17 protein-coding genes and 4 pseudogenes are annotated in these 25,991 nt (G+C 39.8%); 13 read left to right on the top strand and 8 right to left on the bottom strand.

Annotated features, from left to right (window positions below):
• Positions 1 to 49 precede the first annotated feature (49 nt).
• Positions 50 to 2,494: a glycoside hydrolase family 31 protein gene (locus tag ACZ1G6_RS08390; RefSeq protein WP_472618864.1), complete on the top strand. Its 2,445-nt coding sequence runs from the start codon at positions 50 to 52 to the stop codon at positions 2,492 to 2,494.
• A 13-nt stretch (positions 2,495 to 2,507) separates the two neighbouring features.
• Here the strand turns inward: ACZ1G6_RS08390 and ACZ1G6_RS08385 are convergent.
• Together ACZ1G6_RS08385 and ACZ1G6_RS08380 are read right to left on the bottom strand one after the other, a co-directional pair.
• Positions 2,508 to 4,012 (bottom strand): annotated as a pseudogene (locus ACZ1G6_RS08385) (tryptophan halogenase family protein).
• Positions 4,009 to 5,067: a LacI family DNA-binding transcriptional regulator gene (locus ACZ1G6_RS08380; protein ID WP_472618863.1), complete on the bottom strand. Its 1,059-nt coding sequence runs from the start codon at positions 5,065 to 5,067 to the stop codon at positions 4,009 to 4,011. Before ACZ1G6_RS08380 ends, ACZ1G6_RS08385 begins: the two are co-directional and overlap by 4 nt.
• Before the next feature lie 165 nt (positions 5,068 to 5,232).
• On the opposite strand from ACZ1G6_RS08380, the gene glnS reads away from it, so the two are divergent.
• Positions 5,233 to 6,897, top strand: a complete 1,665-nt coding sequence (glnS, locus tag ACZ1G6_RS08375; RefSeq protein WP_472618862.1) for a glutamine--tRNA ligase — start codon at positions 5,233 to 5,235, stop codon at positions 6,895 to 6,897.
• A gap of 33 nt (positions 6,898 to 6,930) precedes the next feature.
• Here the strand turns inward: glnS and ACZ1G6_RS08370 are convergent, their stop codons facing one another.
• Entirely contained in the window at positions 6,931 to 7,692 is a 762-nt protein-coding gene (locus tag ACZ1G6_RS08370) for a YciK family oxidoreductase (protein WP_472618861.1), read from the bottom strand.
• Positions 7,693 to 7,967: 275 nt separating this feature from the next.
• On the opposite strand from ACZ1G6_RS08370, the gene ACZ1G6_RS08365 reads away from it, so the two are divergent.
• Both ACZ1G6_RS08365 and sohB read left to right on the top strand, forming a co-directional pair.
• A complete protein-coding gene (locus ACZ1G6_RS08365) occupies positions 7,968 to 10,601 on the top strand; it encodes a VolA/Pla-1 family phospholipase (RefSeq protein WP_472618860.1) in 2,634 nt (877 codons plus the stop codon).
• 123 nt (positions 10,602 to 10,724) lie between these two features.
• A pseudogene (gene sohB, locus ACZ1G6_RS08360) lies at positions 10,725 to 11,751 on the top strand (protease SohB).
• 39 nt (positions 11,752 to 11,790) lie between these two features.
• On the opposite strand, the gene ACZ1G6_RS08355 reads toward sohB, so the two are convergent.
• Complete coding sequence (locus ACZ1G6_RS08355) at positions 11,791 to 12,189, bottom strand: hypothetical protein (protein WP_472618859.1); 399 nt, start codon at positions 12,187 to 12,189, stop codon at positions 11,791 to 11,793.
• 99 nt (positions 12,190 to 12,288) lie between these two features.
• Between ACZ1G6_RS08355 and ACZ1G6_RS08350 the strand changes: the two genes are divergently transcribed.
• Together ACZ1G6_RS08350 and ACZ1G6_RS08345 are read left to right on the top strand one after the other, a co-directional pair.
• On the top strand, positions 12,289 to 13,056 hold the full coding sequence (locus ACZ1G6_RS08350; protein WP_472618858.1) for a Nif3-like dinuclear metal center hexameric protein: 768 nt from the start codon (positions 12,289 to 12,291) through the stop codon (positions 13,054 to 13,056).
• On the top strand, positions 13,053 to 13,805 hold the full coding sequence (locus ACZ1G6_RS08345; protein WP_472618857.1) for a methyltransferase: 753 nt from the start codon (positions 13,053 to 13,055) through the stop codon (positions 13,803 to 13,805). Before ACZ1G6_RS08350 ends, ACZ1G6_RS08345 begins: the two co-directional genes overlap by 4 nt.
• Here the strand turns inward: ACZ1G6_RS08345 and ACZ1G6_RS08340 are convergent.
• Both ACZ1G6_RS08340 and ACZ1G6_RS08335 read right to left on the bottom strand, forming a co-directional pair.
• A pseudogene (locus ACZ1G6_RS08340) lies at positions 13,802 to 14,292 on the bottom strand (glutathione peroxidase). The gene ACZ1G6_RS08345 and the pseudogene ACZ1G6_RS08340 sit on opposite strands and share 4 nt — an antisense overlap.
• Positions 14,293 to 14,390: 98 nt before the next feature.
• Positions 14,391 to 16,049: a tetratricopeptide repeat protein gene (locus ACZ1G6_RS08335; protein ID WP_472618856.1), complete on the bottom strand. Its 1,659-nt coding sequence runs from the start codon at positions 16,047 to 16,049 to the stop codon at positions 14,391 to 14,393.
• Between the two features lie 263 nt (positions 16,050 to 16,312).
• On the opposite strand from ACZ1G6_RS08335, the pseudogene ACZ1G6_RS08330 reads away from it, so the two are divergent.
• The 5 genes and pseudogenes from ACZ1G6_RS08330 to ACZ1G6_RS08310 all read left to right on the top strand — a co-directional run bounded on the left by ACZ1G6_RS08330 (position 16,313) and on the right by ACZ1G6_RS08310 (position 22,144).
• Positions 16,313 to 17,821: pseudogene (locus tag ACZ1G6_RS08330) on the top strand (CoA-acylating methylmalonate-semialdehyde dehydrogenase).
• 57 nt (positions 17,822 to 17,878) lie between these two features.
• On the top strand, positions 17,879 to 19,033 hold the full coding sequence (locus ACZ1G6_RS08325) for an acyl-CoA dehydrogenase family protein (protein ID WP_472618855.1): 1,155 nt from the start codon (positions 17,879 to 17,881) through the stop codon (positions 19,031 to 19,033).
• Positions 19,033 to 20,181, top strand: coding sequence for an enoyl-CoA hydratase/isomerase family protein (locus tag ACZ1G6_RS08320; RefSeq protein ID WP_472618854.1), 1,149 nt, complete (start codon positions 19,033 to 19,035; stop codon positions 20,179 to 20,181). The genes ACZ1G6_RS08325 and ACZ1G6_RS08320 overlap by 1 nt, the downstream gene beginning before the upstream one ends.
• Positions 20,174 to 21,055, top strand: coding sequence for a 3-hydroxyisobutyrate dehydrogenase (mmsB, locus tag ACZ1G6_RS08315; protein WP_472618853.1), 882 nt, complete (start codon positions 20,174 to 20,176; stop codon positions 21,053 to 21,055). Before ACZ1G6_RS08320 ends, mmsB begins: the two co-directional genes overlap by 8 nt.
• A gap of 54 nt (positions 21,056 to 21,109) precedes the next feature.
• Positions 21,110 to 22,144, top strand: coding sequence for a LacI family DNA-binding transcriptional regulator (locus tag ACZ1G6_RS08310; RefSeq protein ID WP_472618852.1), 1,035 nt, complete (start codon positions 21,110 to 21,112; stop codon positions 22,142 to 22,144).
• 15 nt (positions 22,145 to 22,159) lie between these two features.
• Here ACZ1G6_RS08310 and ACZ1G6_RS08305 read toward each other — a convergent pair whose 3' ends face one another.
• A complete protein-coding gene (locus ACZ1G6_RS08305; protein WP_472618851.1) occupies positions 22,160 to 23,677 on the bottom strand; it encodes a DUF3413 domain-containing protein in 1,518 nt (505 codons plus the stop codon).
• Positions 23,678 to 23,681: 4 nt separating this feature from the next.
• Positions 23,682 to 23,897: a YejL family protein gene (locus tag ACZ1G6_RS08300; protein WP_472618850.1), complete on the bottom strand. Its 216-nt coding sequence runs from the start codon at positions 23,895 to 23,897 to the stop codon at positions 23,682 to 23,684.
• Positions 23,898 to 24,080: 183 nt separating this feature from the next.
• On the opposite strand from ACZ1G6_RS08300, the gene yejK reads away from it, so the two are divergent.
• Both yejK and ACZ1G6_RS08290 read left to right on the top strand, forming a co-directional pair.
• Positions 24,081 to 25,109 carry a nucleoid-associated protein YejK gene (yejK, locus tag ACZ1G6_RS08295; protein WP_472618849.1) on the top strand — a complete coding sequence of 343 codons (1,029 nt, stop codon included), beginning with the start codon at positions 24,081 to 24,083 and terminating at the stop codon, positions 25,107 to 25,109.
• Positions 25,106 to 25,987: a 6-carboxytetrahydropterin synthase gene (locus ACZ1G6_RS08290; protein WP_472618848.1), complete on the top strand. Its 882-nt coding sequence runs from the start codon at positions 25,106 to 25,108 to the stop codon at positions 25,985 to 25,987. The genes yejK and ACZ1G6_RS08290 overlap by 4 nt, the downstream gene beginning before the upstream one ends.
• Positions 25,988 to 25,991: the final 4 nt, after the last annotated feature.

Below are 25,991 nucleotides of genomic sequence, written 5' to 3'. Positions count from 1 at the left end.
AGATACATTAATCATTGAACATAATAATAAGAGAAAAAAGATGAAGCCAATGACTTTACGGATAAAGACTATTTTCTTCACGCTACTGTTTGTTAGCTTCCTTGTGCCTAAGCTTGCTTTTTCTCATGATGTACTAGGAACGTTTGTAGACAGTGAAACTGTTGAAAACAAACTGGTGATTAATTTTGAAAAAGGACAATTAACGCTCACACCAATCAATGAAGGGACGGTAGAAGTTTTTTATCAAAAAGAGGGGACCAAGTTGCTACCTTCTTTCGCATTGCCAAGCGATGCCCCCGTTTATAGTAATAAATTTCTTAGTGAAACGAATGAATCAATTTTATTTACCTTGCCTGAAATTGAAATCAGAATAACAAAATCGCCTTTTCAACTCTCTTTTTATCACGCAGAAAAATTGCTATTCAAAGAAGAAAAGGGACTATTCCAATATGACACTATTCGAGGATTCCGGTTTACGATAGATGATACTGAAAAAATAATTGGAGGTGGTCAGCGGATATTAGGAATGGATAGACGTGGCCACAAAATGCCTTTATACAATCGTGCACACTATGGCTACAACAGCGAATCAAATCAAATGTACTACAGTCTGCCGGCGGTGATGTCGGATAAAGGCTATGCAATAGCATTTGACAATACTGCTAATGGTCATTTAGATATCGCGCACACTGATAAAAACGTTCTTCAATTTGAAGCTGAAGCTGGCAGGACCTCTTATATAGTAACGGCGGGTAAAGATTACAAAAGTGTCGTTCAGCGTTTCGTTACAGCAACTGGCACTCAGCCCTTACCACCACGTTGGGCATTAGGTAACTTTGCTTCTCGTTTTGGCTATCGTACCCAACAAGAAGCTGTCGAAACGGTTGATAAATTCCTAGCGTTGGACTTTCCTCTAGACGCTATTGTGCTTGACTTATACTGGTTTGGTCCTGATATAAAAGGGCACATGGGTAATCTTGATTGGTATGAACCTAATTGGCCTGATCCCACAGGAATGATTAGCTCTTTAGATGAACAGGGCGTTAATACGATTGTGATTACAGAACCTTTCATCTTAACTAATGCAAGTAAATGGCCTGATGCTGTTGAAAATAATGCACTAGCACTTGGAATTAGTGGTAAACCTAAGACATTCGATTTTTATTTTGGAAACACTGGTTTGGTTGATGTTTTTAGTGATTCAGGTCAGCAATGGTTTTGGCAGTTTTATGAAAAGCTTGCATCACAGGGCGTCAGCGGTTGGTGGGGTGATTTGGGAGAGCCAGAGGTGCATCCATATGATACTTTACATCTGCTAGATGATGAGTCAGTGACGGCAAATGAAATTCATAATGCATACGGTCACCAGTGGGCAAAAATGGTCTACAAGAAACAGCGCGCACTTAGCCCAAATAGCCGTCCATTTGTCATGATGCGTTCTGGTTTTATCGGATCTCAGCGTTTTGGCATGATTCCATGGACAGGGGATGTTGATCGAAGTTGGGCAGGCTTAAAGCCTCAAGTTGAATTAGCTTTGCAAATGAGTATGTTTGGTTTGGCATACATTCATTCTGATTTGGGTGGGTTTGCCGGCGGTGAAGAATTTGATCCTGAACTATATATTAGGTGGATGCAATATGGTGTTTTTCAACCAGTATATCGGCCTCATGCTCAAGACCATATAGCGCCCGAGCCTGTGTTTCATGATAAACGGACGCAGAGTATCGTACGTGACTACATCAAACTGCGGTATCGTTTATTACCCTACAATTACTCCTTAAGCATTGAAAATGCAAAGACCGGTCTTCCATTAATGAGACCACTTGCCATGGCGTTTGCGCAAGAGTCAATTGAAAGGACAGACGCTTATATGTGGGGGGATGCGTTTTTAGTCGCGCCAATAGTGGATGAAAAAAGTTATACAAAACGCATCAATTTGCCAAAAGGAGTATGGTTCAACTATTGGACAAATGAAGTGTATCAAAACCGACGCAGAATAATGTTTCTATCTGGGCTTGAACAATTGCCTGTTTTGGTAAAAGCAGGTGCATTTGTGCCATATGCTAATGATATGCAAAATACTAAACAATATGCGCCTGAATTCCTGTCTATTCATTATTATCATCACTCGTCTATAAACGAAGCATCCTACATTATGTATGAAGACGATGGCATCGATCCTAATAGCATTGAAAAAGACCAAGTACAGCAATTGATATTCAAGGCTAGCTACACTGAAGTTGGACAAGACAATCAACTATCAAATGAACTGTCTATTAATGCGCAAACAACTGGTTCTTATACGGGGGTGCCAGATCAGCGAGAGCTTTCCTTCACCCTACATGGCATTAATAGTGCTCCTGCAAGTGTTTTCGTGAATGATGTTGCACTTGCTGAAAAAGACATTGTTTATGACAGCGCTAAACAAACTTTAAATCTAAGTACAATACCATTAACTAACGAGGGCTTAGCGCTTAGAGTTGTAATGCCTTAAAGAATTTTTGCCTTTAATCATCGAGCGCATTAAGGCTGTCTTGATGATTAGCAAAAAAACGTAAGTTTTGTTCAATATAAGCTTTCATTTTTTGGTGATTAATTGCGTTAAGTTCTTTGCCATGCGCTTGCTGTTTAAAATGGTGGTAACCAGCCAGTAGGCAATACCATGATATGGCAGGGTAATGCTGTTGCATGTTTCGTTTATTGAGTTCAGGAGTTATGTCTTTTCCTTGTTCCCAAGTTGACATAATACTCTTGAGGTTGTCAGAAATGACACTAAGATTAGCACATGCCTTCCAATAACCATGGGGATCATGCTCACTAGACTGATAACGATTGTTAACTAAGTAATGACACACGATATAGTCTCGGATCCCTTCATAGCGCTTTTGGATGTTTATATTGTAGTCTTCACGGTCTTCAGTATTGTAATGATCGTTTTTAAAATACTTCACGAATTGATTGACCGAATCAATTACGATATGTATCGCTGTTGCTTCAAGTGGTTCAATAAACCCTTGAGACAAACCAATTGCGACAACATTTGATTTCCACGCTTGCTCAACTACGCCAACTTTCATTTTTATTTTTCGGGTAATTCCTTCATTATCACAAAGCAATAGATGCTTTCTTAATTCGTTTTCGGCCTCATCAAAGCTAATATGTTGGCTACTAAAAACATAACCATTTCCGGTTCGGGACCTCAAGGGAATATGCCACGCCCAACCTGCTGACAACGCAGTTGCTTTTGTTTGGGCTAACAAAGGTTGTGAAGTAGTCGAAGCAATAGCAATAGCGCTATCATTAAACAGCATATTACCAAACGAATTGAAATTGACCTTAAGTGCTTGTTGCAATAATAAACTCTTAAATCCACTAGCATCGATAAAAAATGTTCCATCGATTTTACTATCATTGTCTAGATAAATAGCATCGATGTCACCGTCACAATTAATACTTGCGCGCTGAAATGTGCCTTGAACATGCTTTACACCTTTGGCGATGGCTTTTATAGATAAAAACTCGCCCAATAGATTTGAGTCAAAGTGATAGGCATAGTTAATTGGAATATTGAGTGAAGTATCAAGTGGTTTTGGGCCCTTACCTTGTTCCGTTAAAAGGGAGGCTAAAAAGTAATCATCAGGATGTGCATTGGTATTGTTGCCTTTGCTTCGCAAAATAGCGTTTTGCAAGAAGGCACCAACGGTTTGTCTATCAACAATTGAAGGGAAGGGGTGAAAATAGCTATTCTTATGCTTGCCAATAGTCCAATCGCAAAAAGTAATTCCATTTTTATACGATGCTTGGCAATAGGCCATCCACTCTTTTTCATCGATATTAATACTGTCAAAAAAAGCTTTAGATGCGGGGTTGATCCTTCTCCAACGCCAATAGTGCCTATTTGCGGGCTTTCTACTAAGGTAATATCAAATTCGTTAATGTCTAAACTATGCCTAAGTAGATTTGCGGTTATCCAGCCTGCGCTACCACCGCCAAGGATGACAATTTTCTTCATAAAAACTGAGTATTACTCGGATGTTTAGAGGCACTCTTGTGCCCGCAGGACTGCCTAACAATGAGCTCAGGTTGCATTAATATATCGTCAACTACTTCATTGTTAATGATCGCCAACAGATTGGTCACGAGCAATTTACCCGCTAACTGTGTGTTTTGTTGAACAGTTGATAGAGCAGGCGTGCAGAACGCGCTTACTTGGATATTATCATAACCAACCACAGCAATATCATTGGGAACGTCCAAACCTTTTGCTCTTATGGCACGCATGGCGCCAATGGCCATAAGATCTGATGCACAAAAGACAGCTTCAGGCTGCTTATGTTCTAAAATCCTTAATGCCGCTTCATAACCAGCTTCTTCTGTTGATATTGCGTCCACTTGTTGAACCGTGTTTACATCAATATTGTGACGCGTTAATGCATCTATAAAACCGTCATATCTTGCTTTGAACTCTGGTGCACCTACACCACATTCCCCAATAAAAGCAAAATTCTTATAAGCAAAACTCAACAGATGTTCGGTCATGATTAAGCCGCCGTGATAGTTATCAGAGCCAACCGATATACCTGGATGATTCTTGTCAGCCGCTCCCCAGCGTAAAAATCTAGTTCCTTGCTCTTCTAGTTGACTGACTTTATGCTCATAATCAGTATAACTTCCATAACCAAGTAAGATAAGTCCGTCTGCCTTATTACTATCTGCATAAACGGCATGCCAATCATCGTTTAAATCTTGAAAAGAAACGAGTAAGTCATATCCTGCTATAGAGGTTGCTTTGGTAATGCTATCTAGCATGCTAATAAAAAATGGATTGATAGAAGAATTATCAGATGTTGGGTCTTCAAATAATAATAGTGCAATTGTTTTGCTTTGTTGCTTACGCAAATTACTTGCGTTTTTGTCAACTTTGTAATTAAGTTCAGTTGCGATTTTTTTAACACGTTCTCGTGTTTCTGGGTTGACCAAAGGACTGTCGCTCAAGGCCCGTGATACGGTAGATTGAGATACCCCAGCCATGTGTGCAATATCAAAAGAGGTCGCTTTACTTTTCATTGTATACTTAAAAAAAATGCTTAAGGTTTTATACACCAAAAGTCTTATACTTATCAAGCAAATGCTAGTGAAGAGCCGATATTGAAAAATAACCTTTTAACCATATAAACCTGTAATGATATACTCCAGCAATAACGAGCTGCATTTTTAAGGAACTCATATATTATGGCCGAGACCGACTTTCGTCCGACCAATTTTATTCGTCAAATTATTGATAAAGATATTGCTTCGGGATTGCATAGCACTGTTACAACTCGCTTCCCACCTGAGCCTAATGGTTATTTGCACATGGGGCACGCTAAATCAATCTGCTTAAATTTTGGTCTTGCAGGTGATTATAGTGGCACATGTAATTTACGATTTGATGATACTAATCCAGAAAAAGAAAGCATTGATTATGTGAAATCAATTCAAAACGATGTCAGTTGGTTGGGTTTTACATGGCACGAGAATATTAAATATTCTTCTCTTTATTTTGATCAATTACATGGTTTTGCAGTTGAGCTAATTAAAAAGTCTCTGGCATATGTGGATTTTAGTACACAAGAAGAAGTTCGGCTGATGCGTGGGACGCTGACTCAAGCTGGCCAAAATAGTCCTTATCGAGATACATCGGTAGATGAAAATCTTGAGCATTTTGAAAAGATGCGATCAGGTGAATATCCCGAAGGACACTGTAGCCTTCGAGCAAAAATCGATATGTCTTCTGATTTTATGTGTATGCGAGACCCGGTGATTTATCGAGTAAAATTTGCTCATCATCATCAAACGGGTGACAAATGGTGCATTTATCCAATGTATGATTTTACGCACTGTATTTCCGATGCGCTAGAAGGCATTACTCATTCACTTTGTACATTAGAGTTTCAGGATAATAGACGCCTTTATGATTGGGTAATTGATAATATCACCATTGACAGCCGTCCAAGACAATATGAATTTAGTCGATTAAATTTAGAATACACGGTGTTAAGCAAACGTAAGCTCATTCAACTAGTTGACGATAAACACGTTGAGGGTTGGGACGATCCGCGTATGCCAACTATTGCGGGTATTAGACGTCGAGGATATACAGCGTCGTCAGTGAGGGAGTTTTGCAAACGTATTGGCGTCACTAAGATGGATAATATGGTTGAGATGGGGATGCTAGAGGCATGTATTCGTGAGGAGCTTAATGTTGACGCACCTCGCAGAATGGCAGTGTTAGATCCGATCAAGGTGGTAATTGAAAATTATCCTTCAGACAAGACAGAAGTTATACATGCACCAAATCATCCAAATAGACCGGAATTAGGTAGCCGGGAGGTCGTGTTTAGCAAAGAGCTTTATATTGAATCTGAAGATTTTAGAGAGTCTGCAAATAAAAAATTCAAACGTTTGGTGATAGGTAAAGAAGTCAGGCTACGCAATGCCTATTTCATCAAAGCAGAACGCTTTGACACGGATGAAAGTGGCAATGTGACATGTGTATATTGTAGCTATGACCCTGAAACATTAGGTAAAGATCCTGCTGATGGCCGAAAAGCCAAAGGCGTTATTCATTGGGTCAGTGCTGCAGCGGGTATAAATGCAAAAGTCAGGCTATATGATCGTTTATTTACGGTGCCTAACCCTGCGGCCGAAGAAGACTTCGCGGGTACTATTAATCCTAAATCTCTGGTGACTAAAAACGCGATTGTTGAAAAAGACTTAGCGAATACACAGGCAGGTCAAGCATTTCAATTTGAAAGAACAGGCTATTTTTGTGTCGATACATTGTCAACTAAAGATGAGTTAGTCTTTAATAGGACGGTGGAATTAAGAGATACATGGGCAAAAATCAATCACTAAGGTCTGACCTTAGTGATTGACAAATGTTTACTATTATTTGACTTGGCAGTCTACGCTTTGCCCAGTGACAGCAGTACTGGCATCAGCCATAAAGTAAACATAAGTAGGCATTATTTGCTTGGGTGTTTTTAAAGACTCAGCTTTCTCTGCAGGGTATGCTTTTGCTCGCATTTGCGTTCTAGTGGCGCCTGGATTAATACAATTGAAACGCAGCCCACTGTGTTTGTATTCATCTGCTAGTATTTGCATCATTCCTTCGGTGGCAAACTTAGAAATGCTGTAAGTTCCCCAGAAAGCTCTTCCCGTGCGACCAACTGATGAGGTAGTAAATATAACTGAGGCCCTATCATTTTGTTTCAACAAAGGCAGGAATGCTTGCAACAGCGTAAATTGACTATTTACGTTGATTTGCATGACCTCCTGATACTCTTTTGGCTTGATTTGCTCGAACGGGCATAGGTTCCCAAGAACACTTGCGTTAAGTAAAATGCCGTCTAGTTTTTTATATTGATCTTCTATTGTCGCGGCTAGGCCCTCATAATCTGATTGACTTGCGCCTGCTAAATCAAGCGGAACAATACTTGGTTGCTGCCCGCCTAGTGCAATTATTTCGTCGTAGGTTTTTTCTAATTTGGATACTGTTCTACCTAACAATATAACGACAGCCCCTGCAGTAGCATAAGTAATGGCTGCTTGTTTACCTATACCATCACCGGCTCCGGTGACTAAAATCGTTTTGTTTTCTAAAGAGTTTTGTTCTATTTGAAAATCTATATGGCTAGCAATATGTGACATAGCGTATTTGATCTTGGGAAAATTAAATGAATGTTACCTGAGATTAAGCAAGAGCAAAAGGTGAACAGGGGCCTCATAAGCAAATTTGTCTAATCTAGCTAAGAAAATATGACTTTTATTACATTACATTTACAAACACTTTGCAAAGTGACGATAAAGTCAATAATATAGGGGAATAACTAACTGGTCATACGAGTGAAAAACAATCAAAACCAGACAAATTTCGTATGAACTTAACACTTACAAAGCATATCTACACGAAGTAGGGAGATAGAATGAAAAAATTGTTGTTGAGCACAAGTATCGTGATGGCCTTAGGGCTTACAGGGTGCGGTGGCGGAGAGACTATAGAAGACCTTCAAGCTGAAGCGCAAGTACAAACCCCTGTTTCAAGAATTGTGTTTGATCCTGCAAATGGTGATTTGAATATTCCCAACGACTTGCTAATGTTACCGGGGGAAGGTGAGGTATTTGACTTCACGCTCAACATTCCGGTTGCAGACCCTAGTGATTTTTCTGACCCTCAAAATGCCTTAAATGTGTTAGATGGCTGGTCTACTAACTATCCAATGCAGATTAATATCGATACCCCACCAGGCGTAAGCATCGACGCATCAACACTTTCATCTGGCGTAAGACTTTTCGAAGCAATACTCGGCCTTGATCAAAGTGACGAGTTATGCTCGACAGTAACAACACCGAGCGCAGGTTGTAAGATGGGTGACGAGCTACAATTTGGTGTTGACTATGTATTGTCTCTATCAGGTGCTAATACAATCAATGTTGTACCTCTTAAGCCTTTGAAAGCAGCTCAAGGACACATGTTGGTGGTGACTTCAGATCTGAGAGATTCTTCAGGTAAATCAGTTCAAGGCTCTACTACTTGGGACTTAGTTCGTCAAGATATAAACACCTTTCCATTATCTTCTGCTTCGCAATTGCAGCTTCAGGGTTTGGTTAACTCTTATATTGACGCGCTAGAACAAGTCAACTTATCACGAGAGGAAATTGTTTCGGTACAAGCGTTTACGACACAATCTATTCCAAATGTACTATCGACAATTAAGCAGTTAAGTGTTGCTGAGTTTGGCGCACGCACAGCCGCTGGAGACCCAACCGCCGGTCAGGCTTTACCTGCCATCATTGTTAGTGGCCAAGCGCCAGTTCCTAACGCAATGGAAGCCCTTGGCTTGGTTAGCGAAACTGCAATTAATGCAGGCATTGCTGGCGCTGTAATGGCAAGTCCAGAGCTGCAAGCAATTCAAAACTTTGTTGATGCAACAGACTTTTCGGCGTTAACCACGTGTAATGGTCTATTACAAGCAGCAGGCAATAATTTTGTAGGATTTACCGGTCAATCAACAGGTGTACCACAAGTTGATGGCGGCTTGAATGCGCTTGCACAAGGTGTTAGCCAGTTAACATTACCTCAAGTAGGTGCTTTTTGTGCTGCTGACTTATACGCAGGTAACATTTCACTACCGTATTATTCTGGCGTTCCGCGCGAAGACAATCCACTTGCACCGGCCAATGAATTTTGGACCTCTGCTTGTGACTCAGGCATTGTGCTGGCGACAGCGCCGGCAGAAGTGCTTGCTGCTGCAGAGCCTGACCCCAATGCTGCTGCATGTTCAGCCGCGGGACTTGCTGATTTAAGAGTTGGTGGTCAAAAACTAGATGCCGCGCGTAATCTAACCAAATTTTCTCCTGTTCCTCAAATGACTGGACGTAATGCGGGCAAGGAAGATTTAGATGTTCAAATCACACTACCAAATCCAACGGTAGCGGCTGCATTAGGTAATCCGATCACTATGCCAGCAAATGGTTGGCCTGTAGTAATGTTAGTTCATGGCATCACTTCACAAAAAGAAGCAATGTTGTCAATTACAGGCAGTTTATCTTTGGCTGGATTTGCAACAGTTGCAATCGACTTACCTGTACATGGTAGTCGTGGATTTGATATTGACCCAACAAATCCTGGAGATGAAATCAATGCAACAACAGTTTCTGCAACTAGTTTCTTGAATTTAGCTAGCTTGCCAACGGCACGTGATAACTCAAGACAAGCTGTTGCGGATTTGTTAGGTACACGATTGGGCTTAAACGCGGTTATTGATGGTACTACCGGCATGCCAATGGCAAATATCAATGGTACTGATGTTTCAGTAATGGGCGTGTCTTTAGGAGCAATTACTGGTGGTATGTTTACGTCAGTGGCCAATACGCCGATTGAAGGACCGCTTGCACAACTATCCAGGTTGTTTGAAATTCAGGCGGCGTCTTTGGAATCACCTGGAGGCGGGTTAGCAACATTCTTATTAGAGTCACAAGCGTTTGGTACACTTATCAAAGGTTCACTGTTATTAGGAGCTTCGCCAGAGTTTGCTCAATTTGTTGCTTCACAGGGGGCGAATCCTGCTAATCTTTCTGAGCCAGAGTTGGTTGGTTTTGCAAGTGCATTTCTAGGTGCCTTGGATGCTGAACAAACTGCAGCGATCAATGCTATTTTTGCCCAGTTTGCATTTGCTGCACAAACAGTTACTGACTCCTCTGACCCTATTAATTTCTTTGACACCTTAGGTGAGAATACAAATGTACACATGTTAACAGTGGTTGGTGATGGTGGTGAAAATCTGCCTGACCAAGTCATTCCTGTATCAACTAGTCTACCTACTTCTGGGCAATTACCATTAGCTGCTTTGATGGAGTTGCCTACGGTGGCGTCAACAACTGCTAGTGCCGACCCCCAAAGTGGTATTGTGTTATACACGTCGGGTGCGCATGCAAGTAGTTTGAATCCAGTGCCAGACCCTGCGGTAACCTTAGAAATGCAGACGCAAATCGCCACTTACTTAGCAAGTGATGCTCGTGTTATTCAAGTAAATAACACAGCAGTTGTTCAAAACTAAGTTAATAAACCCACTAAAAACCCGCCTCTATGGCGGGTTTTTTATTTATTCTGAAAACAAGTCTTTTGGTTTTTGTTTTCGCCCTTATAATAGAATGTATTAGAAATATTGGAGTGTGGTTTTTTGGAATTTTTATTTGAATTTGGATTGTTTTTGGCAAAAGCGTTAACCATCGTCATTGCCTTTGCAGCAATTGTTATTATTATTTTGGGCGCTGCCTCGAAACAAAAGTCAGCAGGTGGTGAGTCAAGGTAGTCTGGAATTAGATTCTTTGTCTGAGTCTTATGATGACCTACAAAAAATGGGACGAGAAGCTTTACTATCCAAAGATGATTTGAAAAAGCTACAAAAAGAACAAAAGAAAAATAAAAAGAAGCCAAAGGCTGAAAAAGAAAAGTCACATAACTTATTTGTAATCGACTTCGATGGTTCGCCTATGGCAAAAGAGGTAGAGCGCTTACGCAAAGAAATAACAGCCATATTATGCATAGCAGAAAAGGGCGATGAAGTACTTGTAAAAGTTGAAAGTGGTGGAGGTGTAGTGCACGGCTATGGTCTAGCAGCTTCTCAACTTAAAAGAATTAAAGACAAAGGCCTAAACCTGACGGTAAGTATTGATAAAGTGGCTGCTAGTGGTGGGTATATGATGGCTTGCGTAGCAGATAAAGTCATTAGTGCTCCCTTTGCAATCGTTGGCTCAATAGGTGTTATCGCTCAGTTACCTAACTTTCATAAGCTGCTTAAAAAGAATGATATTGATTTTGAGATGCATACAGCTGGCGATTTTAAAAGAACGTTGACTGTTTTTGGTGAAAACAGTGATGAGGGACGTGAGAAGTTTAGATCAGAACTTGAAGAAGTACATGTAATGTTTAAATCGTTCGTATCAGAAAATAGACCAAACTTAGATATAGAAAAAGTGGCCACAGGCGAGTATTGGTATGGTACAAAAGCAAAAGAGCTACAATTAGTTGATGAGATTCAAACCTCTGATGACTTTCTTATGCAAGCCAATGAGACTTTCTCTATGTTCAGACTTCAATATGCAAGTAAAAAGACCCTAGCTCAAAAGTTGGGGTTCGCAGTGTCTGATGGTCTTGAATCTGGGGTCACGAAATTTATGTATAATGCAAAATGGTGGTCACACTAAAATTTTACATAAAAAAAGCGTCCCATTGGACGCTTTTTTTTATCTAACACAAACTACTCTGGGCGCTCTAGCACCTGGGTTAGCTTCTTGAATTTGTTTTGTGTAAAAATCCTTAACAGAAAATGAAGATTTACTTGCTTTTTTCTTGGCAGGTTTTTTAGCGGCCGTTTTTGGCTTCTCAGCCTTGGCTTTAGGTGCTTTGGGTTCAGCTTTTGCTTTTGGGGCTGCTTTTTTAGGTTCAGCCTTTGCTGCTTTAGGCGCAGCCTTACTTCCTGCTAATTCTACTGTCATTTCTGCTAATTGAGCCAGACGGACGTTTTTACCGCCGTCAACACTGTACCAACCGCCTTTTGCTTCAACAGTTGGAGCTTTTCCATTTGCTTTTGTGTAGGCCTTTGAAAAATCCTCTAACACAGTATCTTTGTCTAATTTACTCATTAATAAAATGCACCTGTATATGTTTAAATAATGTTATTATTGAATAGTTTATACATACTTTAGTGAAAAAGTCTAATTTCTTATTAAAAGGACAGTAAATTGTTACTTAGTGATTTAAAAAAGTATCTTGATGAATATCTAAATGTAAGCGCAATTAGCGACTATTGCCCAAATGGTCTGCAAGTTGAAGGTAAACAGCAAATCAAAAAAATAGTCACTGGCGTTACTGCAAGTCTTGCTTTAATTGAAAAGGCAATCGAGTATGAAGCCGATGCAATATTGGTCCATCATGGTTATTTTTGGAAAGGTGAACCTAATACAATCACAGGCATGAAACACAAGAGAATTAAATCGCTGCTATGTAATGATATCAGCTTGCTTGCATATCACCTCCCTTTAGATATTCATAACTGTGTTGGTAACAACGCTCAGCTTGGTCATGTGTTAGGCTTAAGAAATATCACAATTGTAAAAGATATCAAACCAGAAGGTATTGTGATGCTAGGAGACTTTGAGCGCTCGATGATGCACGAACAATGTAAAGCTTTGCTCGAAGACAGCTTGGGTCGAACCGTAGTGAGCGTCGGTAAAAAGTCTTCAATAAAAACGATTGCTTGGTGCACCGGAGGTGGTCAGGGGTTTATTGATCAAGTTGCAAAGCAAAACGAAAGTGGTGTTCAAATAGATGCGTTCATTAGTGGCGAAATTTCAGAACAAACTACCCATAGTGCCATTGAGCAAGACATCGATTTTTTTGCCGCAGGACACCATGCAACTGAACGATATGGCATAAAGGCTTTAGGAGAACATATCGGTAAATTGTACGAGGTAGATGTGCACTTCATAGATATTGATAATCCGGCATGATCACTGATAAAAGTAGTTTTGACGGTATTGCGAATAAGTTTGACGAGAACATATATGGCACCTCAAAAGGTCGTCTTAGGCATCAACTATTACTTTATGTATTGAAGCGTTTTTTGGATGGCGCAAGTCTTAAGGTATTGGATGCAGGTGGCGGTACTGGCATGATGAGCAGGGAGTTTGCTAAACGTGGACATCATGTAACCTTATGTGATATTTCCAGTGATGTATTATCTATCGCCCGAGATAGATTGTCCGATTATACTAATGTCACCATTGTGCAATCATCCATCGACGAGCTGCACGAAAATAACTACGATCTTATTTTATGTCATTCAGTGCTTGAGTGGATGCCAGAACCTATTCATGCAATTGATAAAATGATGAGCTGCTTAAACCCAGCAGGACACTTGTCTTTGTCGTTTTTTAATCGATATGCAAAATTATTTAATAACATGGTGTATGGTAATTTTGATTATGTAGAGCAGGGTATGCCGTCAAAAAATACAGTGCGATTAAATCCACATAATGCGCAAGAGCCAAAGACGATCATAAAATACATGTCCCAGCGCGGTGATTGTGACATTGTTTCTACTAGGGGACTTAGATGCATACACGATTATATGAATGATCCTCAAAAACAACGTGACTTGTACACACAACTTGTCGAGATGGAAATTAAATATGGAAGTCAAGAACCCTACAAATGGCTGGGTAAATACTTCCACATGTTAATAAAGGCACGTATTTAAACCGCCAGTGCTTTTTTTATGTCGTCTTCAATTGCACTTGGTTTGGTTGCTGTCGCGTAACGTTTAACATCCGTACCATCTTTATTGACTAAGAATTTAGTAAAATTCCACTTTATCCGCTTACTGCCTAGCAAGTAAGGTGCTTTATGTTTTAAAAAGGTGTAAATAGGGTGAGTGTTGTCACCATTGACTTCGATCTTTTGAGAAAGAGGAAAACTCACGCCAAAATTTAATTGGCAAAACTCTTCAATTTGAACGTCATCACCTATAGTTCTTAGCCTCCAAATTGATCGCAAGGGAAGCCAATAATCACTAAACCTTGATCCTTATATTTTTGGTATAAAGCTTCAAGACCTTCATACTGCGGTGTGAAACCACATTTGCTGGCGGTATTTACAATTAAAAGTACACTCCCTTTGTACTCGTCAAAGCCGATGTTTTGTCCTTTGTTATTGGTAAAGCCTAGGCTAAATATTGTATTGCTCATAAATGCTCTTAACGTGTTATCAAGCATTAAATTGTGACGGTTTATCCTTGATTTTGCAAGGTTATGACAAGGCAGGCATTCAAAACGCTAAAGCTTGGTTATTTTATGCCTAGCTTGATTGCAATTGAGGCCAAGCGAGATTGATTCTTTTGTGATAATGCGAGCTCTTTTAACTCGATATACAAGTACTCAGCGCTAATTGACTGATATTGATCCTGTCCTATTTCTGCCATGCATTGCAGCAAGTTTAACGAAAAGGCTGGAACGCCGGGAAAGGTTTTATATGCTTTGTAAAAACACACTAATGCGTCAGCGTACTCCTTCGCTGTGTATAGCTTCATGCCTTTGTCGTTATTTTGTAAAGCGCGTTCTTTTTCTAGCTTGTGCTTTTTCTCTATTTCGTAAATAAGTTCATTGGAAATTATCTGATCAATATGATTGCCATTTTCAAGCAACAAGTTATCGCACTCTAACATTAACTCTTTTGCTTTTTCTTCTTGCCCAACTCCAAACCATATTTTGATACCATCAATTAATGTTGTCATCGGTGCATTGCTTAGTGCGCCTGCATGCTGTGTTTGCAAGATTGTACTTTCGGCTTTTGCGGTATTGCCATCAAGTAAATAACTCATTGCTAGCATGTAGTCTTTTTGCAAACTACTTTGTTTGTCATTTGTGTTTCGTGTAGCTTTTCCGATTAATTTTCGGGCTTCAAGTAAGTTATCAGTACCTTCAACATCCTCTGTATTATCGGCCTGTGAATCCTCTTCAAGATTCGATTCAGCAATGTTGATATGGAACCTTGCTAATTCAAGTGCATAATCGCTCATCCTATCTTTTATAGTAAGGTTGCTTTGCACTTTCTTTTCTAACAAATCTTGGGCCTTATCAGCTTTCCCTTGTAGCTTATATGACATGACTTTTAATCGAGTTGCTTGGACAGTTAAATCGCTTGTTGAGATATTATCAAGCATTACTTCAGCTTCGTAATAGTTGTGACTACCAATTGCCACACTTGCTAGCCATTCGTATGCTTTATCTTTTGTAAGGCTCTGGGCGATGAGATCATTGAGTAGTTTTTGACATTTTTCCCATCGGCCGATAAAAAATTCCGCTTTGATCAATCCCCAATGTGCCCATAGTACACCCGCTGAGTTATTGAGGACTGACGAATATAGGCTAATGGCTTCGGTATATTGTTTTTCAGCTAATAATAATCGACCCTTAAGTTTAATGTGATCATTTTTAAATCGTTTATCAACCCCGTTATCAATCATTTTACTAATGATGTTAAGTGCTTGGTGATTATCTTTTTGGCCCATGTACTGTAAAACTGAAATTATCTGCTTTCTAAATTTGCAATAATGTTCAATATTTATACGAAGGCTTTTCATCGTATATGGTTTGATTAAAATTGCATCAGGGTGTAAGTCAAGAATTTGACCAATGGTTTGTGTCAGGCTATCAGAGGTGATAAACATAAGACCTGTCGAGGCTTTTAACAAACCTTGTTCTTGAAACTGAATGATCCATTCAACACCGTTTTTGCTTTGACCAAGATTAAAATCCATTAGTAGCAAATCAAAATCCTGCAATCGAAGTGCGTTTTTAAGCTCTAAACCATTGCTATAACTAGCGATTTCGAAATTCTCAATTGACAATAAATGGCCCCGCAAATTTGTTCTTGCGGTTGCGTTATCCTCAACAATTGCTATGCGAGTAGCCTTGTTTGTATGAATTGTAGGGAAAGCGGTCATTGCCTGCCTTAATCTATATTTTATTCTGCGCGCTAATGAGTATATTTATCCCATCGAGTCGCACTAAACTTTAATTTATATTGAATATTTTACGTTTACAGCAATGAACGTACCAAAAATTTTGATAATCAATAAATAAACGAAAGCAAATATTGTTAACTAAGCGCTAGAGTTAATAACAGTTGATTTACAAACTCTCTGATAAGATTTATAGTTGACGTTAACGTAAAGGTAAATCAACTTTAATCTAAGCGAGTGCAATGATGACCCAAAATTCTATTAATACAGTGGCCCAACTAATCAATGGTGAGTTTCAAATATCTAGCTCTGATGCATTTATTAGTGTAACTAATCCTGCCAACAACCAGCAGATTTCTAAATTACCAATCTCTACCACTCAAGAACTAGAAAGTGCGATCGCTAGTGCCAAAGCTGCGTTTGAAACCTATGGCGTAAAGTGCCAGTCTCTCAAAGAGCACGCGTAATGTTGAACTATCAGCACTTGCTAAAAACGCATCATGATGAAATCGCGACAATACTTGCAAAAGAAACAGGTAAAACCTTTGATGATGCAAAGGGCGATGTTTGGAGAGGTATTGAAGTGGTTGAGCAAGCGGCTAATGTTGCTTCTCTTATGATGGGTGAGACGGTTGAGAACGTTGCCACTAACATTGATACTTATTCTATGATTCAACCGCTTGGGGTTTGCTTGGGTATAACGCCGTTTAACTTTCCTGCAATGATTCCGCTATGGATGTTTCCAATGGCAATTGCTTGTGGCAATACATTCGTGTTAAAGCCATCTGAACAAGACCCTAATACACCAATGCGTTTAGCTGAACTATTTATTGAAGCAGGCGCACCTAAAGGCGTTTTGAACGTGGTGCATGGCGGTAAAGACGAAGTTAATTACCTGTTAGAACATGATGACATAAAAGCCGTGTCTTTTGTTGGCAGCGTGCCGGTTGGCCAACACATTTACCGCACAGCAACACATAATATGAAACGAGCTCAGTGCTTTGCTGGTGCTAAAAATCACTCAGTTATTATGCCTGACGCTAATAAAGAACAAGTGCTTAATAATCTTGTGGGTGCAAGCGTCGGTGCAGCAGGTCAGCGTTGTATGGCAATATCTGTAGCAGTATTTGTGGGGGAAGCAGGAGAGTGGGTTGAAGAACTTGCTGGGAAAATTGCAGCAGTAAAACCTTAGCTTGTGGGATGACCAAGACGCTGGTTTTGGACCACTTATATCACCGCAAGCAAAAGCTCGTGTTTTATCACTAATCGAGCAAGGCAAGAAAGAAGGTGCGACATGCCTAGTAGATGGCAGTGACTATACAGTGGCCGGAAGTGAGTCAGGGAATTGGGTAGGACCAACCGTATTTAACAATGTGACCGCTGATATGGCTATCTATAAGGAAGAAATCTTTGGTCCTGTCCTGTGTTGCATGCGTGTCGACACCTTGGCTGAAGCAATTGAATTAGTCAATGCTAACCCATTTGGTAATGGGACATCTATTTTCACCGCAAGTGGTGCAGCAGCAAGAACATATCAAAGTAATGTTGAAGTTGGTCAAGTTGGGATAAACGTACCAATTCCTGTTCCATTACCATTTTTCTCATTCACAGGTTGGAAAAATTCTTTTTATGGTGATTTGCATGCTTATGGTAAACAAGCTATTCGTTTTTATTCGGAAACAAAAACAATTACTGCAAGATGGTTTGACGATGAAGCTGTTACCGGTCCAAATATGACTATTGAATTAAGATAATAAAAGCATAAACCATAAGCGTTCACGAGTAACAAACCAATTTAGTAGAGTGATAATATGAATTTTGAACTAAACGAAGATCAACAAGCATTTACTGATTTAGCAAGGCAGTTTGCACAACAAGAGCTCGCTCCACATGCTGCAAAATGGGATCAAGAACACATATTTCCAAGTCAAACGATTGCAAAAGCAGGCGAACTCGGTTTTTGTGGTTTGTACACGCCTGAAGAGGAAGGTGGGCTTGGTCTTTCTCGATTGGATTCTTCAATCATTTTTGAACAATTATCGATGGGTTGTACAACAACTACTGCCATGCTGACGATTCACAATATGGCTTCATGGATGATTGCCACTTGGGGTACATCATCAGCAAAAGATCGCTACATGACTGATTTAATGAGTGGTCAAAGTATTGCTAGTTATTGCTTAACTGAGCCAGGTAATGGTTCGGATGCGGGAAGTCTGAAAACGTCTGCAAGACAAGATGGTGATGATTTTGTATTAAACGGATCAAAGGTCTTTATTTCTGGAGCAGGTTCAACTCAAGTATTGGTAGTGATGGCGCGAACTGGTGAGCAGGGCCCAAATGGTATATCAGCCTTTGTCGTGCCCGCAGATGCTCAAGGTATCATTTACGGTAAAGCCGAAGAAAAAATGGGCTGGAATGCTCAACCAACCCGAATGGTGACCTTTGATAATGTGAAGGTGCCGAAGGATCACCTATTAGGGGAACTTGGGCAAGGTTTTAAATTCGCAATGCAAGGCTTAGATGGTGGCCGCATTAACATTGCAACATGTTCAATTGGAACCGCACAGCAAGCTTTAAATACGGCAAACGCTTATATGCAAGAGCGTGCACAATTTGGAAAGCCACTTGCGAGTTTTCAGGCACTGCAATTTAAATTAGCTGATATGGCAACGGAGCTTGTTGCAGCTAGGCATCTTGTAAGACTCGCCGCAAGTAAGGTCGATAACAAGCATCCCGACCGCACTACCTATTGCGCAATGGCTAAGCGCTTTGCCACTGATGTAGGCTTTCAAGTCTGTAACGAGGCATTACAAATCCATGGTGGTTATGGATATATTAAAGAGTATCCACTAGAGCGACATGTTAGGGATGTTCGTGTTCATCAAATCCTAGAAGGCACTAACGAGATAATGCGCGTTATTATCGCTCGACGTCTTTTATCGGATATGACTGAGGTTTTATAATGTCTGAACAAAAGGTTATCACAGGCCTGATTGAGCATATATCGGGTAAGTCTATTGGCCATATTAGTCTTAACAAACCTAAAGCACTCAATGCTTTAGATTTAGATATGGTGAAAATCATTCAACGACAACTTAATGATTGGCGCAATGACGATAGCATTCTGGCTGTATTTATGGATGCATCAGGTGATAAAGCGTTTTGCGCAGGTGGTGATATTGTGTCAATGTACAAAGCGATGGAAAGTGAAAAAGAGCAAACACTTCCTCCTTTTTTGGCAGAATTTTTTGAGCAAGAATATCGATTAGACTACGCTATCCACGTTTATCCAAAACCAATTGTATGTTGGGGCCATGGTATTATTATGGGCGGAGGCTTGGGCGTGTTTGCTGGCGCTAGCACAAAAGTGGTAACACAAACTGCCCGTGTAGCGATGCCAGAAATCACTATTGGCTTGTTCCCTGATGTTGGTGCAAGTTATTTTTTAAATCAAATGCCACCGGGCGTTGGAAAATTTTTAGGCTTAAGTGCAGCAAGCATTAATGCGCAGGATTGTATCGATATTGGTTTGGCAGATGTAAAAATCGATCATGAGAAAAAAACATCTTATATTGCTATGTTAGCTGCTTTACCCGAAATAAATCATCAAATAATCAAACAAACAAGCCAGACATTTGCGACTAAAAATTTACAAATAAGTTCGGAACAACAGGGCAATCTTGCTGTGCTAAGCGATGATATTGCAAGCTTGGATTCCTTAGAGTCACTTGAGCAAATTAGTGCTTGGTTTGAAAGCTTATTAGCTAAGTACAGTGAGAATAAAATAGTAGTCAAAGCTTGTTCTGCATTTAAACATGGTAGTCCAATTACCGCCAATTTAGTAATGACACAGTTACGCAGCGCAAAGTCAAAAAGTTTGTCACAATGCTTTGCTATGGAATTAAGTATGGCATATCAGTGCAGTGTATTGGGTGAGTTTCAAGAGGGTGTAAGAGCGCTTTTGATTGACAAAGATAATTCGCCAAAGTGGATGTTTGATAACGTTCATAATGTGCCACAGGACATTATAGATAAACATTTTACGCGTTTGGATAATAGTCATAATCCCTTGCAAGATCTAGTCGAAGAATTTGGAGAACATCATGTATAACATTGCATTTTTTGGTTTAGGAAATATGGGCGCGGGTATGGCTGCTAATTTGCTTAAAGCTGGCAATAAAGTTTGTGTGTTTGACTTGCTACCCGATAATGTAAATGCCTTGGTCCAACAAGGAGCAAGATCAGCCTCTAACGCTACAGCAGCGGTAAAAGATGCCCAAATCGTTATCACTATGCTACCCGCAGGAAAGCATGTCGAGAGTCTTTATCAGGAAATACTCCCTAGTGTTGCTAGTAACACTTTGTTGATTGATTGCAGCACTATTGAATCAAGTAAAGCCAAAGAATTAAGTGCACAAGCTAATCAGTATGGTCACCGTTTTATCGATGCGCCAGTTTCTGGCGGTGTGGCAGGGGCGAGTGCAGGTACACTTACGTTTATTATCGGTGGAGATTCAGAAGATGTTCAAGAGGCATCAGTTGTACTTAAGCAAATGGGACAACACTGTTTTCATGCTGGCGATGTAGGCGCAGGGCAAGTCGCTAAAATTTGTAATAACATGTTATTGGCCGTATTAATGGCAGGTACGTCAGAGGCATTAAAAATGGCGATAGATAATGGTCTAGATCCAAAGACTATGTCACAAATAATGCAACAAAGCTCAGGTAATAACTGGACCCTAGAAAAATATAACCCAGTACCCGGCGTTATGGAGGGCGTGCCTTCTTCCAATAATTATTCAGGTGGTTTTATGGTGGATTTAATGAATAAAGATTTGGGGCTTGCAATGGATACCGCCGCCAACACTCGCTCTGTTACCCCAATGGGGGCTTTGGCGAAATCGCTTTATCAATTACATGGCTTAAACGGTAATGGCGCAAAAGACTTTTCTTCAATATTTGAGTCTTATTTAAGCAAAGAATAAACGCAAGTTTTTAGGTACACTATCGGTTCACTTGTATTTAGGAACGTCACTTAGATGTCGCGAGATAAAAAAAAGAACTTAACCCTCAAAGACGTAGCAAAACAACTTGGTACATCAACTGCGACAATTTCTAATGCGTTTAATCGACCCGATCAACTATCAAGTCACAAACGCGACACAATTTTAAAAGCCTGTTTAGACCTTGGTTATGATGGGCCCAATAAAGCTGCACAAATCCTACGCAAGGGGACGTCCGGTATTATTGCCTTAATTTTGGCCGATAGCATTGAATATGTCGTGACAGACCCTGTGGCAAGTAGTTTTATTCAAGGTGTGGCAAATGTGCTTAAGCCTCAAAAGAAACAGCTTCTGCTTTATTCAGGTGATTCAGATTCTATTAGAGATATCGTCGATTTTGTTGATGGTTTTATATGTTATGGTGCGCCAAGTAACCACAAATTAATTGACCAAATTTCATCTCAAGCTAAGCCAGTGGTGACGGTCGACTTTAATTTGAGCGATTATCCTTCGGTTAATATCGACAATATGCAAGCTGCATATCAAATCGCAAAACTTGCGGTAACTGCCCACGATAGAGTTGCCATAATTGGACTGCGTTTAATTGATGCCTCTGAAGTATGCAAAGTATATTCGCCAGTATCTTTAAACGAACAACAAAGCATCACGCATAGAAGACTTGAGGGATATAATAAAGCACTCAAAGAAGCTGGCCTGCCCATGAACGGAGATTTGTTATGGCACGCGCCTGAAAACAAACACAAATATGCTAAAAAAGCCGCGGTCGATATCTTATCTTCAGATATTAAGCCTAATGTCATATTGTGTATGAGTGATTTAATAGCGATTGAAGTACTTCACTATGCTCAATCATTAGGTATGTCAGTACCTAATGATTTAAAAATTACTGGCTTTGACGGCATAGAGGAAGTGGACAGAGTCACTCCTTGTTTATCTACTATTTGCCAATCTAGTGTAGAAAAGGGAAAGCAGGCTGCTGACTTGCTTCTAGCTGGAAGTAACAACAGTGTGGTGTTACCGTTTGAAATTAAACTAGGCGGCACTGTTTGATAGCGCGCCCAGAGTCTATTGGCTAAAATCTTGTAAGTGTTTAATTGAACGGCTTAGTAAGTTTGTATCAATATCCATCAATATTTTTGCATTATTACTTACGTCTATTACTTCATGGCTTCCGTCTTTTGCAACAACTGTAAGTAAGGGATACTTAAATACAACTATATTGTTTGCTTGTGTGGTGACAAGCCAATCACGCTTGCCCACTTGTAGTGCTTGTCCAGTGGAGTAACGCTTAACATCAGCATTGCAGGCAAATTCGTGCAAGATGGTTGGTGCAATATCTTCGTTTGTTGACACATTAATATTGCTGACTACATTCATATGTAGCTTGGGATGTTCATCTTGTTCAAATTGATTAATGAGCATGACCTTTGCCGAACTTGCGAGTGTTTGTGTGTCTAAAAGGGCAAATTCTTGCTCACTTAAACTAGCCATAAACAAGCCAGTTGATGCATTGCTAGCTTGATCAATAAATACTTCAAAAAGACTCGAAATCGCTAGTTCGTCTTCTTGTGTTGGTTGATGAATATAAGTAACTGTATCGACATCAAATGCTGCTAAGAGCTCTTTTAATACTGATGGTGAATTAGTCATATTGACTAGATTACTTGGGATGCCATATTCAAGTTGACGCAATAATTGTTCCGGGTCGTTGTGTAAATTTAAATGATACTGATTAGCGTATAGCCCGGCAAAGGAAGCTTGTTTGCTGGTACCATTATTAACTAGAACAATCACTTTTTTGGCAGCATCAACGCTACAATAAACCGCTTGGGGAGGATAGTTAAAGCGATTGGTATCACTATTGTATTGAAGCTCTTCTCGTTGCTGGCGACTTTCAAGATCTAGTAAGCCGTATCTTGCCATTAGTGTCTTTGCGGTTGCAGGATAGGATAAAGGAAACATATTGTCTTGCTTGAGTACTGGCGTGTAAAGCCGAGCATCTGCCCAAACGTGAATCGCATGACTACTAATAAAGCACACAACAAAGCTAACAATTATATAAGGGCCAACACTTAATTTTTCTAAGCGCTCAAGTCGTTTAAAAATCGCGTTTGCGATGATTAATTGAAACATTAACCAAATCACAAACAATAAGCTTAGGTAAAACCATTGTAACCATGTAAAGGCGCCCATTTGGCCTTTGGCTTCACTGCGTAGCAACTCTGCTGAACTAAACGTTAAATGAAAGCCCGTGTTATTATATAAAAGCGCGTCAAACGCCAACAAGGCTAAACCAATTGCTGCGATAATTGAGCTGGTTGCGCGTAAGGCTTTAATATTAGTAAGTTTGTAACACAATGGTAAAACAAGTATTACAAACCCAATAAAGGTAATAAAACTAGTATGACCAACCCAAGTAGTCAGCAAATAGACAAAGCTAATTGGAGTATCAGCTATCGGTGTCGAAAACAAATATACAGATGAAATAACAATCGCCATGAAAATATTTGCAAGGGCAAACCAATGGCCCCATGCAACTTGTTTTGTGATTTGTTGACGACGAGGTGATTCCGAATAAATCATGTCACTATTTTACCGTGCTTTTCTTTAGTGCTGCGCAAAACTGGTCAACCATTTGTTCGCGTTGCGTGCTATCAATCTGATTGTTGAATATGTTTCCAATGACGTTACCTAACACCATTATCGATAAATCTCGACTAGCTTTATTGCGCTCAAGTACCATGAAAACGTCCTGCATAAGCGCTTCAAATTCATCATTGCTGTAGCGTGATTGTATAGGCATCAATTTGTCCTGTGATTTTTGCAACAAAACTAGTTACAATTACTCAAATCATTTTATATGCAGTATAAAGCCTAGGGCGTTTTTTACCAATGTTTGTAATAAAATGAATTGTTTAGGCCATTTATCGAGCAATAATGCTTCTTTTTTTACCCAATATTTTTAACAAAGGCTATCACACCATATATGAGTGCTAACGTAAAACAGTTTGTCGTACATCAAATAAGTCTATCGAATGAGGGCAAATTAGTATTTGTACCTAAAGAAGGTGTATTTGAACTATCTAAGCCTATTGAAGATCTAGCAAGTCAACTTCACGCTAGTTTCAATGCGAAGCCAAGTAAAGGGGTGGGAGAATTCAGTGAAGCTGCCGACCCAGAGTTTAAAGATCTACTTAACAGTGTTGATTTAAATAGTGATGAGTTTTATGCCTTTAGTGTTAGCGCAGCACAGAAACTACTCACTAGTATCGAAAGCGAAGAAATGCTTGAAACAGGCTACGTTGTCTTTAATCTTTATGAGTACTTGGCAACTGACTATTTGATGATAGCGATGTTAGATTCAAAAGAGCTAGTGACAGTAGATAACCAACTAGAGCTGTCTCAAAGAGAGTTTCTTGAGCCAAATAAGATGCAAATCGCAATCAGAATTGATTTGACGCAAATGGAAGTGAGTCCGCAGGACGCAAGGTACATAAGTTTTATCAAAGGTCGGATGGGCAGAAAGATATCTGATTTCTTTATGAACTTTGTCGGATGTGAAGAAAAAGTCGATATAAAAGCGCAAAACAAACAGTTTGTGCACCATTTAGACGCTTATTTATCAAGCCAAACTCTTGATGCGAGCGAAAAGCATCAGCATAGAGAATCAGTTGCTTCTTACTTTAAAGATAAAGCCAGCGCAGGCGAAGATGTCAGAGTCAAAGAGGTCGCTGAAATTTTACCTAAAATGCCTGAGACTGATTATAGTTTTGCAGCCTATAGCGCTGACCAAGACATCCCACTAGAACCAAGGTTTCAAGCCGATAAGGCGATGGTAAATGTGATGAATAAATATAGTGGATCAGGAGCTGGAATTAGTCTTAGTTTTGAGCGAAAGCTTCTAGGCCAAAGGGTGCACTATGATATTCATACAGATACGCTGACAATTGTAGGCTTACCGCCTAATTTAAAAGACCAACTTAGCAAAGGTAACAAAGGCGAACACGACGAATGAAGTTATTTGTAAATGATCTTACCGTAATGGACTTTTCATATCTATGCGATGAAAGAGGCATGGTGGGAGAAAGTTGGATCGTCGATGTAATATTAGATGGTGGTTTAAACGACGAAAGCATGGTGCAGGATTTTGGTATTGTTAAAAAGCAACTAAAACATTTAATAGACGAGTACATAGACCATAAACTAGTGGTACCGGCGGATAGTAAGCATAGTAGAATACATGCAGCTACTGCTGATGGTCGTGTGCAAGTAGACTTTACCTTTCTACAAAACGCTTCAACTCATGCTAAGTCTATTCAATTGAACTGTCCCCCAGAAGCATATGCCTTTGTTTACAGTGACACTATTACAAAAGATAGCGTTAATGCCTATGTCAAAGATGTCATAGCAACACACTTGCCTGAAAATGTTCACGATGTTGAGATTGTGCTCAGAGAAGAAATCATTAATTCCCCTTTTTATCATTATACCCACGGTTTGAAGAAGCATGATGGTAACTGCCAACGCATTGCGCATGGACATCGTAGTAAAATTATTATTTTGGAAGATGGACAAGAGTCGACGCACTGGGAGTCTTATTGGGCCAAAAGGTGGCAAGATATTTATATTGGCAGTGAAGATGATATTGTAGCTGCACAAAATTTAAGTTTTAGCTTAATTGATGCAGCAAATGCACTTTGTTTTCAGTACGAATCGTCGCAAGGCTGCTTTGAAATGGCAATTGATAGGTCAGTTTGTGAGGTAATTGCCTATGACTCGACGGTAGAATGCCTAGCACAATATGTACTAGAGCAAACCAGTGAACAATCTAACAATAAGCTAACGGTCAGAGCGTTTGAGGGCGTAGGAAAAGGCGCAATTATTTCAAATTAATTAA

The organism is Glaciecola sp. HA4-3, from assembly GCF_055693685.1.
Note: the sequence above shows the minus strand (reverse complement) of the source record. Positions and strands in the feature narration are given on the sequence as shown.